Annotated in this window: 14 protein-coding genes and 1 pseudogene; 11 read left to right on the forward strand and 4 right to left on the reverse strand. The window is 39.7% G+C overall.

Annotated features, from left to right (window positions below; all coding sequences use genetic code 11):
- The first annotated feature begins 122 nt into the window (after positions 1 to 122).
- The 3 genes and pseudogenes from pdsO to AAEZ18_RS00330 all read left to right on the forward strand — a co-directional run.
- Positions 123 to 857, forward strand: a complete 735-nt coding sequence (gene pdsO, locus AAEZ18_RS00320) for a sortase-associated OmpA-like protein PdsO (protein WP_089367805.1) — start codon at positions 123 to 125, stop codon at positions 855 to 857.
- A gap of 26 nt (positions 858 to 883) precedes the next feature.
- Complete coding sequence (locus tag AAEZ18_RS00325) at positions 884 to 2,878, forward strand: marine proteobacterial sortase target protein (protein WP_350593936.1); 1,995 nt, start codon at positions 884 to 886, stop codon at positions 2,876 to 2,878.
- A 62-nt stretch (positions 2,879 to 2,940) separates the two neighbouring features.
- Positions 2,941 to 3,363: pseudogene (locus tag AAEZ18_RS00330) on the forward strand (class GN sortase); the annotation flags it as partial.
- Here the strand turns inward: AAEZ18_RS00330 and AAEZ18_RS00335 are convergent.
- Positions 3,363 to 4,352: a DMT family transporter gene (locus tag AAEZ18_RS00335; protein ID WP_350593958.1), complete on the reverse strand. Its 990-nt coding sequence runs from the start codon at positions 4,350 to 4,352 to the stop codon at positions 3,363 to 3,365. The pseudogene AAEZ18_RS00330 and the gene AAEZ18_RS00335 sit on opposite strands and share 1 nt — an antisense overlap.
- A gap of 118 nt (positions 4,353 to 4,470) precedes the next feature.
- Between AAEZ18_RS00335 and proB the strand changes: the two genes are divergently transcribed.
- The 4 genes from proB to AAEZ18_RS00355 all read left to right on the forward strand — a co-directional run bounded on the left by proB (position 4,471) and on the right by AAEZ18_RS00355 (position 8,095).
- Entirely contained in the window at positions 4,471 to 5,574 is a 1,104-nt protein-coding gene (proB, locus tag AAEZ18_RS00340) for a glutamate 5-kinase (protein ID WP_011327331.1), read from the forward strand.
- Positions 5,575 to 5,750: 176 nt separating this feature from the next.
- Positions 5,751 to 6,110 carry a glutaredoxin family protein gene (locus AAEZ18_RS00345; protein ID WP_011327332.1) on the forward strand — a complete coding sequence of 120 codons (360 nt, stop codon included), beginning with the start codon at positions 5,751 to 5,753 and terminating at the stop codon, positions 6,108 to 6,110.
- Between the two features lie 38 nt (positions 6,111 to 6,148).
- Entirely contained in the window at positions 6,149 to 7,633 is a 1,485-nt protein-coding gene (gene gltX / locus AAEZ18_RS00350) for a glutamate--tRNA ligase (RefSeq protein WP_011327333.1), read from the forward strand.
- Between the two features lie 162 nt (positions 7,634 to 7,795).
- Entirely contained in the window at positions 7,796 to 8,095 is a 300-nt protein-coding gene (locus tag AAEZ18_RS00355) for a hypothetical protein (RefSeq protein ID WP_011327334.1), read from the forward strand.
- A 4-nt stretch (positions 8,096 to 8,099) separates the two neighbouring features.
- On the opposite strand, the gene AAEZ18_RS00360 is transcribed toward AAEZ18_RS00355, so the two are convergent.
- Positions 8,100 to 8,492 carry a hypothetical protein gene (locus tag AAEZ18_RS00360; protein ID WP_011327336.1) on the reverse strand — a complete coding sequence of 131 codons (393 nt, stop codon included), beginning with the start codon at positions 8,490 to 8,492 and terminating at the stop codon, positions 8,100 to 8,102.
- Positions 8,493 to 8,596: 104 nt separating this feature from the next.
- Positions 8,597 to 9,382: a CPBP family intramembrane glutamic endopeptidase gene (locus AAEZ18_RS00365; protein WP_350593934.1), complete on the reverse strand. Its 786-nt coding sequence runs from the start codon at positions 9,380 to 9,382 to the stop codon at positions 8,597 to 8,599.
- A gap of 203 nt (positions 9,383 to 9,585) precedes the next feature.
- Here AAEZ18_RS00365 and AAEZ18_RS00370 point away from each other — a divergent pair, with 203 nt between their 5' ends.
- From AAEZ18_RS00370 to AAEZ18_RS00385, 4 genes are all read left to right on the forward strand, one after another.
- Positions 9,586 to 10,287: a DUF3581 domain-containing protein gene (locus AAEZ18_RS00370; protein ID WP_011327338.1), complete on the forward strand. Its 702-nt coding sequence runs from the start codon at positions 9,586 to 9,588 to the stop codon at positions 10,285 to 10,287.
- 157 nt (positions 10,288 to 10,444) lie between these two features.
- Positions 10,445 to 11,692 carry a DEAD/DEAH box helicase gene (locus AAEZ18_RS00375; protein ID WP_197182203.1) on the forward strand — a complete coding sequence of 416 codons (1,248 nt, stop codon included), beginning with the start codon at positions 10,445 to 10,447 and terminating at the stop codon, positions 11,690 to 11,692.
- Between the two features lie 452 nt (positions 11,693 to 12,144).
- Positions 12,145 to 13,044: a hypothetical protein gene (locus tag AAEZ18_RS00380; protein WP_350593932.1), complete on the forward strand. Its 900-nt coding sequence runs from the start codon at positions 12,145 to 12,147 to the stop codon at positions 13,042 to 13,044.
- 235 nt (positions 13,045 to 13,279) lie between these two features.
- Positions 13,280 to 13,492 (forward strand): hypothetical protein, encoded by a 213-nt coding sequence (locus tag AAEZ18_RS00385; protein ID WP_350593930.1) that lies wholly within the window; start codon positions 13,280 to 13,282, stop codon positions 13,490 to 13,492.
- 173 nt (positions 13,493 to 13,665) lie between these two features.
- Here the strand turns inward: AAEZ18_RS00385 and AAEZ18_RS00390 are convergent, their stop codons facing one another.
- Positions 13,666 to 14,622 carry a methylenetetrahydrofolate reductase gene (locus AAEZ18_RS00390; protein WP_011327340.1) on the reverse strand — a complete coding sequence of 319 codons (957 nt, stop codon included), beginning with the start codon at positions 14,620 to 14,622 and terminating at the stop codon, positions 13,666 to 13,668.
- Positions 14,623 to 14,698: the final 76 nt, after the last annotated feature.

Below are 14,698 nucleotides of genomic sequence, written 5' to 3' on the forward strand. Positions count from 1 at the left end.
TTTTTGCCACAATTGCTCAGTGGTTTGCCATTTTTGCTCCCCTTTGTTGCCACTTGAGCTTGTTTTAATACACCCATCAAAACAAAACATCATAAATTAAAAAGTAAGTTTAAGGATCAATCATGAAGAAGACATTAATAGCGCTAACCCTAGCGGCCGTTTTTTGCGGTCCCGCATTAGCATCAACCTCTAATAATACGGCTACAAAAGAAGCGCACACCGAAACCGCAATAGGCTTAGGATCGGGCGCTATTATAGGTGGTGTAGTAGGCGGCCCTATTGGTGCTTTTGTGGGAGCATTTGCTGGTGGTTTAATAGGCGATGCAAAAGTTGCTGATAACAAAATTGCCCAGCAACAGCGTGCAATAATTGTAATGACAGAAAAAACCAACGACTACCAACACCTGCTTAGCCATAACAGCCAGTTAGAGCAACAAATCGAAGTGCTTGCTAATCAAAATGAGCAGTTAACACAATCGCAAATTAATAATTTACTTGCCATGACAGTACAGTTTAAAACCGGCTCACGTGTTATTGCGCCACATTTTGCATTGCAGTTAGACCAACTCGTTACGCTTTTAAAAAACCAGCCACAGTTAGCGCTCGATTTAAGTGGGTTTGCCGATCAACGCGGTGATGAACAAGCCAACCTTTTACTTTCAAAAGCACGTGTAAATGCGGTGCAAAGCTATTTAATAAAACAGGGCGTAAGCCACACGCGCTTAAGCACGCAAGCATTTGGTGAGCAGCAAACACTTGCTAAAACTAACACAGTAGAAGACAACACGTTTGATCGGCGGGTAACCCTTACTACTCGTTTAATAAATCCTGTAAATAGCCAAACAGCAAGTAATTAAATTAAAGCCTTCGATGGAGTGATTTTATGTTTTTTTTGAGTAAACCAAGCAAAGTGCTTACCCTTAAATGGGTAAGCCTTTTTACACTGGGTATACTGGTGATGTTAACGAGCTTTAAAAGCCACGCACACTCTCCCAAGTTAGAACTTTTTGATAGCAGCGGCGCACAAGCAGGCCCTGCAATAATATTAAAAAGTGATGCAAATATGACATTAACCGGACTTATAAATCATGTTGTAGTTAAACAAACTTATCAAAACCAAAACCCGTTTGCTGTTAATGCGCGTTATGTGTTTCCGCTGCCCGATGAAAGCGCAGTACATGCTATGACCATGCGTATTGGCGAGCGAGTAATTAAGGGCCAAATTGATAAAAAAGTGGCGGCCGAAAAAAAATACGCAGAAGCCAAACAGGCAGGCAAGCAAGCAGCACTAGTACGCCAGCAACGCGCTAATATGTTTATTACAAACGTAGCTAATATAGCCCCTGGGGAGCAGGTTATTATTGAGCTGGAATATCAAGAAATAATTGATTACAGCAGCGGCACCTTTACAGTGCGCTTTCCGGGCACAATCACACCGCGTTATCATGTAACCCAAGGTGAAATTGACATAAATAAAGAAAGCCAAAAACCAACTAACTCGCTACCACATGGTTGGCTAAGCCCAGTTTATAGCACGCAAAAAAATGACGATAAGCCAAGTAGTCAGTTTAATTTAAACTTAGATATAGACGTAGGTTTAGAGCTGGTAGATATAAATTCTAAATTTCATAATGTAAATATTCAAAACACTGCATTTGGACAATACTCAATAGAGTTAAATGAGCAAAATGCGCTAAACCGCGACTTTGTGCTGGAGTTTAAACCACTGCAAAAAGAGCAAGCCCAAGCTGCATTTTTTACCGAGCAGTTTGAAAATGGCGAGCGCTACGGGCTCGCTATGCTAATGCCGCCTGCAGATAACTTTATAGCAACGCAGCGATTAGCCCGCGAAACAGTATTTGTAGTCGATACTTCGGGCTCTATGCATGGGCAGTCTATGGAGCAAGCTAAAAACGCATTGTTTTATGCGCTATCGCTGCTAGACAGTAACGACAGTTTTAACATTATAGGGTTTGATAATGTAGTAACCCCAATGAGCGATAAACCTTTAGTTGCAAGTGGCTTTAATTTACGCCGCGCAGAGCGCTTTATATATGGGTTACAAGCCGACGGCGGTACAGAAATACAAGGCGCACTTGATGCCGTTTTAGATGGTTCGCAGTTTGATGGTTTTGTACGCCAAGTAATATTTTTAACCGATGGTAGCGTAAGCAACGAAGATGCACTGTTTAAAAGTATTCAAGCTAAATTAGGCGATAGCCGCTTATTTACAGTTGGTATTGGCAGCGCCCCCAATAGCTTTTTTATGCGCCGTGCGGCAGATGTAGGCAAGGGCTCGTTTACTTTTATAGGCAGCACTAGCGAGGTGCAACCTAAAATGCAGCAGTTATTTGATAAGCTCGCACACCCTGCAATTACTAATTTAGCGCTAAGCGATGAAAACGGTAATAGCCTAGACTTTTGGCCTTCGCCACTGCCAGATCTCTATTTTAATGAGCCAATAATGGTGGCTATAAAGCTCAATAATACCAGTAATGTAATATTAAACGGGCAAACTGCACAAGGGCCTATTAGTATTAACCTAAACACACAAGCAGGCTCAAATGCTAAAGGAATTGCTAAGCTGTGGGCTCGTCAAAAAATTAAGTCGTTGCTGCTCTATAACTCACAAAATGCAGTTAAAGACGAAGTGCAACAATTGGCGTTTACTCATCAATTACTCAGCCCATTCACGGCTTTTATAGCAATAGAGCAAACACAAATTAATCCAATAGCAGAACAAACAGCTAATGCTACTAACGCAGTTCCTCAGGGTATGGCAATGCGTTTGCCACAAACCGATGGGCAAAGCAAAGTACATATAATATTAGGGATTTTATTGTTAAGTGGGTTTGTGCTAGTAAGGCGTTTTAAATGAAAAAGTGGCTAAGCGCGGGGCTATTAATACTTGGTTTGGGGTTATTTGGTCATGGCGCTTACATGCAAGGCAAAGCATGGCTGGCGCAATTACTAATTGAACAGGCCTGGCAGCAGGCTCTTAAAACGCCTGAAGCAAAAGTTAAGCCATGGTTTTACGCCGATAGTTATGTAACCGCACAATTAAATTGGCCGGCGCATAATGAAAAACTCACCGTATTAGCAGGTGCTAGCGGGCGTAATTTAGCCTTTGCGCCCAGCCACTTTTTACCCGCAGCAGAGCTTGGTAGTAAACAAGCTGGGGCACTCATTGCAGGGCATAACGACACTCACTTTGCTTTTTTACAGCACGTTAAAGTGGGAGAGCAGTTTACCCTGCAATTACAAAATGGCACCTTGCAGCATTATAAAGTAACCGGCAGCGAGGTAATTCATGAGTCAGAAAACACATTTTTACACACTGCACAATTGTATTTACTAACGTGCTACCCTTTTGACGCGTTAGCATCGGGAACCGAATTTAGGCTATTGGTTTCGGCCGATATGATATCGGAGGTAGTAAGATCGGTGGAAATATCCTCGCCCGACTCGGCGCTGGGGATATCAACCACTAATTCTTGATGACGTTGGCTGATCATTACGCCAACAAATACCACAAATATACTCAGCCACTGCCACAAGTTAAGCACTTCATTTAAAATGATGGCCGAAAGAATCAGCGTAAATATAGGAATTAAATTTGAATAAGCCGCTGCGGTTAATACCGATACCTTACTAATAGCGTAGTTATACATACCATAACCGCCTAAAGTAACAAACGAGCCTAAATATAAAATACTTAATAAAGCGGTTATATTGTGTTGATTTTCGCTTGGTAGGTCGATAAAAAGCAAAAACGGTGCAAAAAACAAACTGCCACTAATGCCTTGCAGCGCTATAAGCGTTAACGGTGAATAACGACTCGCTAAGTGTTTAATGCAAACGGTATAAAACGCCGCACATACCATGGCCATAAGTTCTAAAAAATTACCTAATAATGGGTTAGGCGCTTGATTGGAGTTTGGTGAAAGCACAGTGAGCAAAATGCTGCCACCAATACAAAAAGTAAAGCCAATAATAATAGATTTACTGATGTATTCTTTAAGCATAAAAAAAGCCAGTACAGCAATAATAATAGGCAAGCACGACACAATTACCCCTGCCTGCGATGCCGAGGTATATTCCATTGCATGGCCTTCAAATAAAAAGTACAAGCAAGGCTCAGCCAGCGACATAGCAATTAAATACTTCCAGTCACCAACTCTGTATTCAAAGCGTATTACATAGCGCCATAAGCACAGCGATAAAAATAATGTGGTTAGCATGCGTAAAAATATCACCAAAGCGGGGTCGTAAATAGCAATGGCATACTTAAGTGCAATAAAGGAACTACCCCATAAAAAGGTGGCAATAATTAAACATAAACTGGCAGGCATAGCAGGTAATTTACACAATTGAATAAAATCAGATCCTAGCATGAATATATTTTACTTGTTGAAAAATACCCAGCTGGTATAAATAAATTCATCTTTAATTATTCAGTAGTAAAAATAAATGCAAAGGGATCAGGTAATCGTTGTAAAGCTAGGTACAAGCGTACTGACTGGCGGCACCGATAAGCTAGATAAAGCGCATATGGTTGAACTAGTGCGCCAATGTTGTGAGCTTAAAAAGCAAGGGCATCACGTTATTTTAGTTTCGAGCGGAGCCGTGGCGGCCGGACGAGAGCAATTACTAAAGCCCTGTGGCCGCAGCGTAATAGATAAGCAAATGCTAGCAGCAGTTGGTCAAGGCCAGCTCATTCATATTTGGCAAAGCTTGTTTGCTTTGTATGGTGTAAACGTAGGGCAAATGCTGTTAACCCGCGCCGATGTTAACGACCGAGAGCGCTATTTAAATGCCCGCGATACGCTAAATGCATTATTAAACTACGATGTAGTGCCCATCATTAACGAAAATGATGCGGTTGCTACTAGTGAAATAAAAGTAGGTGATAACGATAATTTATCAGCGTTGGTGGCTATTTTAGCTAATGCCAATAAGCTGTTATTGCTCACCGATCAAGAAGGATTATTTACCAGCGATCCGCGCACTAATGCCGATGCCACATTAATTGGTGAAGTGAGTGATATTAACGACGAATTGCGCCAGCTTGCTGGTGGTAGTGGCACAAACTTGGGCACCGGCGGTATGGCAACCAAACTGCAAGCAGCCGACATTGCAAGGCGTGCTGGGGTTGAGGTTATAATTGCCAAAGGTGCGGGTAAAAATGTCATTTTAAAATGTATGAGCGAGCAACTGCCCGGCACACGTTTTTTAAAGCTCACTGCGCCAAAAGAAGGGCGTAAAAAGTGGTTACTCGCTGGACCTAAAAGTAGCGGGCAAATTGTTATTGATGCCGGTGCAATAACCGCGCTGCAAACTAAAGGTGCAAGCTTACTTGCTAAAGGCGTGACCAATGCGTTGGGGGCATTTGAGCGCGGCGATCTAATAAGTGTAATAAATAGCGACAAACAACTTATTGCTCGTGGGTTAACCCGCTTTAGCAGCAGCGAAGTTAATAAAATTAAAGGCGCGCACTCTAAGCAAATAGGTGAGTTACTTGATTACGATGGCGGGGCAGAAGTACTGCATCGCGATGACTTAATTTTACTGTAATAAAAAGCAGTATAGCTGAATAAATAAGCTCCCATTTTAGTAGCTAAATAATTAACCTGACCCGAGGTTGAGCTTACAAAGCTCAAATATACTGGCTGAGTATATTTGAGCTTTTTTGCTGCTATTTTTGTGTTAAAATCTGGCACCTTAAATTTGTTGTAAATAGAGTGCAGTTAATGAAATTAGTTCGTTGGTTATTAGGAAGTATAATTTTATTCTTTAATTTTGTATTTACGCCACGTAGTAAAAAACGTGCTCCAGAAGTGCAACAGCAGCTTGATCAGCAAACCGCACAATTTAAGCTTTATCAATTTAAAGCATGCCCGTTTTGTGTAAAAGTGCGCCGTGCTATTAAGCGCGAGGGCCTTAAAATAGAAACGCGTGATGCAAAAAGTAATGAGCAATATCGTCAAGAACTGCTAGAACAAGGCGGAAAAGTTAAAGTGCCTTGTCTGCGCATCGAGCAAAATGGCCAAGTAACTTGGCTATACGAATCAAACGATATTATTGCTTATATAAATAAAGTAGCAGCATAAATAACTTTACCATCTCACTTATTAAAAGAGACATTACCATGACAATTCGCACCCGTGTTGCCCCGTCGCCAACTGGCGACCCGCATCTTGGCACCGCTTATATCGCCTTATTTAATTACTGTTTTGCTAAACAGCAAGGTGGTGAATTTGTACTTCGCATTGAAGATACCGACCAAGTACGTAGCACTGCCGAGTCAGAGCAAGCAATTATGGATAGTTTGCGTTGGTTAGGACTCGAGTGGGATCATGGCCCAGATGTGGGCGGTGAGTTTGGCCCGTACCGCCAGTCTGAGCGTAGCGATTTATACAAAAAATACGCACACCAACTCGTTGACGACGGCAAAGCATTTTACTGTTTTGCAACAAGCGAAGAGCTGGATAAAATGCGCGAAGAGCAAATGGCAGAAGGTCTACGCCCTAAATACGACGGCCGTGGCTTAAACCACACAGACGACGAAATTAAAGCAAACCTAGCAGCGGGTAAACCTTACGTTATACGTATGAAAATCCCTAGCGAAGGCACTTTTAAATTTAACGACTACCTACGCGACGAAATTGAGATCCCGTGGGAAAACGTCGATATGCAAGTGCTATTAAAAGCTGATGGCTTCCCAACTTACTTTTTAGCGAACGTAGTTGACGACCACCATATGCAAATTAGCCATATTTTCCGTGGCGAAGAGTGGATTAACTCAGCGCCTAAACTATTAAAACTTTACGAAGATTTTGGTTGGGAAGCGCCAGTACTTGGGCATTTACCGCTACTGCGTAACCCAGATAAGTCAAAACTGTCTAAGCGTAAAAACCCAACCTCTATTAACTACTATAAAGAAATGGGTTACCTGCCAGAAGCCGTGCTTAACTATTTAGGCCGCATGGGTTGGTCAATGCCAGATGAGCGTGAAAAATTCACTCTTAACGAAATGATTGAAAACTTCGATATGAAGCGCGTATCACTAGGTGGCCCAGTATTCGACGTAGATAAACTTAGTTGGTTAAACGGCATGTGGATCCGCGAAAACCTAACTGACGAGCAGTTAATTCAGCGCTTTGTTGATTGGAAGTTTAATGGCGAAATGCTAGCTAAAGTATTACCAGAAGCCAAAGCACGTATTAACACATTGTCGGACTTAGTTGACTTAGCTGGGCATTTTGTTGGTGGTATACCTACTTATGATCCTGCGCTATTAACAGCGGGCAAAGCCGATGAAGACGTAATTCGCCAAGCACTACAATTTTTTGTATGGCAGCTAGAAGGCCTACGTAGCTTTGATAAACCAGCTATTTTTGCCATTGCAAAAGAAGTAGCAACGTTCCACGAGCTTAAAATTAAAGACTTTTTAGAGCCGATTTTTGTGGCAATTACGGGTAAAACGTCATCTACCTCTGTGCTTGATGCTATGGAAATATTAGGATCTGACTTATCGCGTGCTCGTTTACGTGTAGCATTGGCGCATTTAGGTATTTCTAAAAAGCAGGCTAAAAATATCGAACGTGCCTACCGCGAATACCCAAGTGCATAATTGCTAAATAATGCATTTTTAAAAGCCGAGCTTAGTAAATAAGTTCGGCTTTTTTGTTTCAGGTTGTTTAGTTATATGACATCGTATTTTGATATTGTTTAGTCTAAGCATTCATAATTTACTAAATGCTACAATGCGGCATATAAACTCATAGGAGGCAGTATGATTGCAACCGTTAAAAACAAAGCCATTTTTAGCAGTAATACATTTTCGATAAACCTTGTTACTTACCCAACTAATCACAGCGTAATGAACCACATTGATCCGGTGCAGCAAGGGCGCTATTACAAACTCAACTTTGTATTAGTAAAACCTAAAAGCGGTGGGGTGTTTAAATGCGCTAAATGTATTATTAACTGGTTTAATAGGGTGTATTTATTTAGGCCCGATAAGTACGAACACAGCGTATCTAAAATCGAGTCTGGAAAGCGTGTGCTACTGAGCTTTGCACTTAATATATGATTTATTAATAGTCGTAGGCCTGTCCGGTACATAAAACAGATAGGTCGCAATACGATACAGAGGTTTCGCTACAAGAGTTAATAGTAAAAGCATTTGCGCCTCTGCGCATGGCATCAGCTTTAAGTAAATCAATAGCATTTGATTTAGAACGGTTATAGCTTACATTATTGTTACCCATACCATCGCCATCACAGCTTTCACCTGCTATTCGGCCTAAAAGTGTAGCGCCACTTTCGTGTGCTTCTTGGTCGCTGTAAAACTGCTGCAAATCTCTTTTATTAACGTAGGTACCAATTTCTTGAGATAAAACGTCGTTGTCTATATCAGTATGAAAAGTCATGTTTGAGCAACCACTTAAAGTAGCCAGTGCAGTTATTATTGCCATAAAACGTAGCATATTAATTAGTCCTTTAATTTATTGTTTGAAGTAGTAAATTACTAACAAAATCGAATGTGGGCAATGTTTACTACTGAGTAAATTGTTAGTATTTGTAAATGACTTTATATGCACTCGGTTTTACTTAGCATAGGATAAGTAAACAAAAAGAAATGACAAATATTTACTAACCAATGGCATAAAATAGCCCACTCTAAACGCTGCGTTTTATAAAAAACATAGCCATATCCCAAACCTGCAATAAATGAAACTAATACATAGCTAACTCCCCCAGCAAAATGTGCCAAAGCAAAAATACCTGCAGTAATTACAGGCGCAAATATTGCCAAGCGGGTAGGCGTAATAATTTGGCTAAGCTTGGTTTGTAATAAGCCTCTAAATAAAGCTTCCTCAGCAACACAGGTAAATAAAAGGTTTATAGCAATAAATGCTAACCAGAAGTCAGGAACCTTAGGGTTAAAGCTTACCAGCCCAAGCATTAAAGCTGCAGTAAGTGCGGCTAAAATGGTAGTAATAATTATTAAAATAGGGGGGGTAATTAATGAAGTCGTCTTTTTAGACTCTGCTTTTAAAGGCTTTATATTTGAATAAAAGTAAGCACAAAGAAAGAGGCCAGCCATAGCTTTATCAAAATTAGCATAAAGGGTAAAAGCAATTGCATCGCTGGTAATATGCTCGTTTATAGCAATAGGAAGGTTGTTAAAACCAGGCACCCAATGAAGCGCTAATGCCAATGAGGAAACTATAAAAACAGTGCTTAATATAGCGCGTATTATTGTTTGCTTTATATGAAGCACAAAGTGATATAAAGCAACGTAAAGCCCAGTACTGAGCAGTCCATATAAATTTATATAACCCTCAAAATACGCACATATAACACTTAAAGCCATTAAGTAGTGCCAAAGTGGTTGCCGTATTATTGATACTTTACAGTACGGAAAAACACATATAATCGATAATGCTAATAAATAAAAAGTCATTATTTTTTTATTACTCTGTTTTATTTAGTAACTAATCTAACAGATTCGACCTCTCATTTTATTTTTTCTGTTAGTATAGCCAGGTTATAAGCCGTTTAAGTAGTGAACACCCTATGTTAAGTCCTTTTTATCAGCAACATGCTGATTATGTTTCGATCTCTCGTGAGCAAGGCTGTCGTTTCGCCAAGTGTATTGCTGATGATTACAACCCACTTCACGATAAAGATGCGAAGAAATTTTGTGCTCCAGGAGACTTACTTTTTTCATTAGTATTAGATCGTTACGGTATTAGTGAACGCATGGAGTTTACTTTTGCGGGTATGGTTGACGAAAATACCAAACTTAGCTTCCCAGCAGAGGCCGATGAGTTTGATGTAACAAACGGCGATAAAGTAATTTTAAAGGTAAAACGCGAAGGTAAAACCAGCAAATGCCCAGCACTTACTAATAGCTTAATTAAAAATTATGTTGAGTTTTCAGGCGCGGCGTTTCCGCACGTGATTATTCCGCTCATGGGTAAGCAAGAGGTAATGATTAACCCTGCACGCCCGATGATTATTTACGAATCGATGATTATAAATCTTGATACTGTTGAAATTAGTGCACCGACACTTGAATTTGCAGAGCCTAGTTTTGAATACGCAGGTAAACGCGGCAAAATTACTTTGCGCTTTAATTTGCTAGAAAACGGTAAAAAAGTGGGTTTTGGTGAAAAGCACATGGTGGTATCGGGTATTCGCGAGTACTGCCAAGCTACGGTTGATGATTTGATTGCTTTTTACAACGAGCGCAAAGCAAATTTAAAACCAGCTTAAAAACGAGATGAATTTTAAAAGGTGCTATTTAGCGCCTTTTTTATTGGCACAAATAAAAGCAGATAAATACGATTAAATAGTTTTCTCAAGCACTCTAATTTACGGCATGAGTGAATATGAGTACAATAGCGCTCTTTGTCATTTTAAAGCTAAGCCTATGTCTGCCACTACGTTCTCATCACTTAATCTCGACCCGTTGTTATTAACTGCGATTGAGCAAAATAATTACACTCAACCTACCGCAATTCAGATTAAAACCATCCCGCCTATTTTAGCGGGCAGTGATGTAATGGGCAGTGCACAAACTGGCACAGGTAAAACCGCAGCGTTTGTACTACCACTGCTACACAAACTTTTAAACACCCTTAAAAAAGATGAGCCAGGTGTTGCTCGCGTGGTAATTTTAACGCCAACTCGCGAACTTGCTCAGCAAGTATTTGCCAGCTTTGAAAAATATGCCCAAGGCACCAATATTAAAGGGGCATTAGCGTATGGCGGCGCAAGCATAGGCCCACAAATAAAAGCCCTAAAAGATGCGCAAGTAATAGTAGCCACCCCGGGGCGCTTACTCGATCATATTGTTAAAGGCAGTGTGGTGCTTTCAAGTGTTGACTCACTGGTGTTTGATGAAGCCGATCGTATGCTTGATATGGGATTTATTGACGAAATTAAACGTATATTGCGCCATATTCCAGGCGATCGCCAAACTTTGTTATTTTCGGCGACTTTTGATGACAGCGTATTTGCGCTTAGTAAAAAACTACTTAAAAACCCAGAATTAGTTGAAGTTGATAAACGCAACTCAGCAGCAGTTGAGGTTGAGCAAGTAATTTACTCAGTAGACGAGGATCGCAAGCGCGAGCTGGTATCGCACATGATCGGCATGAAAAATTGGCGCCAAGTGCTTATTTTTACCCGCACCAAACAAATGGCCGACCAACTGGCTAAAGAAATGTGTAAAGACGGTTTAAAAACCGAGTCAATCCATGGTGATAAATCACAAGGCGCACGCGACCGCGCACTACAAAACTTTAAAGAAGGCATTACCCGTGTATTAGTTGCTACCGATGTAGCCGCACGTGGCTTGGATATTCCGACACTTAGGTTTGTAATTAACTTTGAACTGCCATACATAGCCGAAGACTACGTACATCGCATTGGCCGTACAGGTCGCGCTGGTGAGCAAGGGCTTGCAATGTCGCTAGTAAGTATTGACGAGCAATGGTTACTTGAAGAAATAGAAGTACTGTTAGATACCCGCTTAACGCCACAGTGGCTAGCAGGCTACGAGCCAGATCCAAACAAAAAGCCAAAAGATAACCGCAAAAACACCAATAAATCACGAAAAGACCGCGATAAAAAACGCATTACAGGACAAAGAGAGCCAAGTAGAAGACGTAAATAACAGTTTTTTAGTCTAGCTATCAGCGGCCTGTAAGAGAAAAAGTACCACGGCGTTAAATTAAGCGCCGTGGTATGGATTGATCAGGTTGATCCAAAGAGTAAATCTCTTCAAAACGGAGTAAGACACGGCATAATCATTTAACTGTGAACTTTAGCCTTCTATAATTATCTTTAACTTTATAAAGATACCATCTATTTATTCAATTTTAGAATGAAATCCCTCATCATATTTTTAGCTGCAATATTGTTCTAAATACTTAACACGCATAAGTAATTTTAAATTGTTTTACATAATGATAACATTGAATTAAGTAAGAGAATTTAAGCTTAATTATGAGTTTTTTAGTAAACGAATTAAATACACCTAAAACTTGATGTTACGAATAAGCGTATTCAAACAAAGTAGCAAACAGATAAAATTTTAATTCCAATATTATTAACATGAGGCAATAAATGAGATTTAAAAAGGTATTATATTTATTATTTTTAAGTACTTTAGCTGGTTGTAGTTCAACTTCGGAGCAACCGTTAACATTATCTGCAGGCGGTCAATTACTCCTGGAAACTAAAATACAATCAAATAATGAAATCAAGAAGCTACTTGAAAAAAGTACTAAAGACTTACCAAATAATGAATATTCGAAAGAGCTTGTCGCGCAGCTTGATACTACTACAAATGTTGTTTTTGGAAGTGGGTTAGTTAGCTCTGCCGCTGTACTAGCTGAATCAGGTGCCTGGGTCTCACCTGGGAATTTCACAAATTGGGGGCAACTCGGGTTTTCTGCTATGAGCTTTTTAGTATCAAAAGATATGAAACGTCACCCTCTAACCTATACATACTTTTTCAATAAAGACCCTAAGTGTGACGATTTAAAATGTACTGAAAAAGCACTATCTAGTTTTTTCAAAGATATGTCAGATGAGTACATCAAGAGTAGTTTTAACAAGGGACATAATGGCGCTCCTATTGAGAAAGTTGAAATCAAAACGTCCAATTTCATACTAGATAGAGTTACTCTTTTTTATAATTATGATGAGCCAGAAGGTAAAAGGGATTTAGATTGGACTGTTATGTCTGTTCCTAAATTAGACGAAATTAATGAGGAGCAGTTTATTTGGGGTAATAAAGATCCTAGAAGTATGCCTGATACAATGGGTTTTCTTGATTTGCCCTATATAGAAGCATCAAATATGCTGATTAATGTTTCTAAGAGACACCCGACGATTTTAATTTACCGTGGCATCTCGTATTACTTTGCGAAAGAAGGAAAGCCTTGCTACGGAGGCTTTTTTATAAAAAATGGAAAACCTATCGTTGTAGATGAATTGAACTGTGTTAAATTTGTAGGTTAGAAAACACTATACTTTCAATAATGTACCAATGAAAACGATAATATTGTTAGTGTAATCAGAGTTAAGGAGGAGGGGAAATAAAAGAAGCCTTCAAATGTCCCCTCCCAAAAGAAGTAGTATGGATACTTAGGTATTAACTTCATTAATTTATAGAAATATTACCCACCACAAAGCCGTTTTACAGCATAGGGAAAGCAAGTTTTTATTAATGAGCACATTTAAAAGGAATTAATCTATGAACAAAGTTACTAAAATATGGTTGCTGTATTCAGGCATAGGTTTAGTTTTATCGCTGGCAATAATAAATTTATTAGATATTTTTACCAGCTTTAGGTTTATATCTAACGAAGGAGTTATTTTTGGTGTTATGTGCGCTGCTATGGGAGCAGCGTTAAAAAGCTATTCAGGGCAAAAGGTTAGTAACAAAAGCGGCCAGCAACAAAAGTAAACATAGTTAACATTGATAATAAAGCGCAAAATGCATTTAGCACATAACTGCTAATTTCCCCTTACCTTTAACTAAATACGTTACTTCTCAAATTTAAAATAAAAAAAGGCAAGCTATAAGGCTTGCCAAAGAGTGTAACTAATTAATCTGGTTTTGTATTAAATGCTTAGCCCTTAAGCTATTAACTTTTCAGCTAGATTTAATTCCATGGTGGCTTTTAATAAGCGGTATAAGTTAATTGATGCGTCAATTTCTTCTTTACGGTTAGTTAAGCTTTCTATATTTAAGCCCAGCGGCACGTTTAAATGCGCACAGCTTTTAAGTATTAAATCGAGATTTTCGCGGCAAATACGTACCGATTCACTCAGCGTATTGTTCGCATCAAGCATGCGCCATTTAGTGGCCTCTGGCACTGAGATCCCCAACCATTGCATAAACTCTAAGGTTTTTTCGCCGCCGCACGGAGTAAAAGTTAAAATAAGGCGCTTAGGCTCAAGCCCTTGTGCTTTACAACTACGTGCATAGCTAGTTATTAACTCTATTGTTGCTTGTGCGTCGTAAACCGCTTGCGAAATAAAGAACTTACAGCCTTGAGCGGTTTTTTCTATTAGGCGCTCGTGTTCATTACGTTTATTAGAATGACGCTCTGCAATAGTAACGCCGCCTAAAAAGAAGTCATCAGATTGCTCTGCCAGCGTTTTATACGCATCTGGTAGGCTTAGTTTTATATCGCCTATCGATGATGGGCTACCTACTAAAACAATATTTTTTAAATCGTAGTCGTTTTTAGTTTCACTTAGCCAATCTTTAAACTCGTTCGCACTGCGTTGCGCCACACTTTTATAGGTAATTACATCTAGGTGCGATAAGCCACGTAATAGGTTGCTGTATTCACGTGGATCGACAGTTTGCCTAAATGGAAACGGACGCGCTTGATTAGTACGGCTGCTTTCGTCTTGAATGTCGTAAATTATTACGCCGTCGTATTCAATTTCGTGTAGGCGACCCAATAGCTTTTCTGCAATGGTTTTTAGTTGCGCTTTATCGGTACCAATTTTTGGCGGCGTAGTACCAATAAGGTATACGCCTTGATTGCTATCTTCTATTTTCTCTTGAAGTGATAAAGCCATAATCCTCATTCCAGCTTAGTTTGTTACGATGGAATTAATATAGCAGCCATTTAGATGGCTAGATAGCTTTATTTAA

This window comes from Pseudoalteromonas sp. 19-MNA-CIBAN-0066 (assembly GCF_040308705.1).
GTDB classification, from domain to species: Bacteria; Pseudomonadota; Gammaproteobacteria; order Enterobacterales; family Alteromonadaceae; genus Pseudoalteromonas; species Pseudoalteromonas nigrifaciens.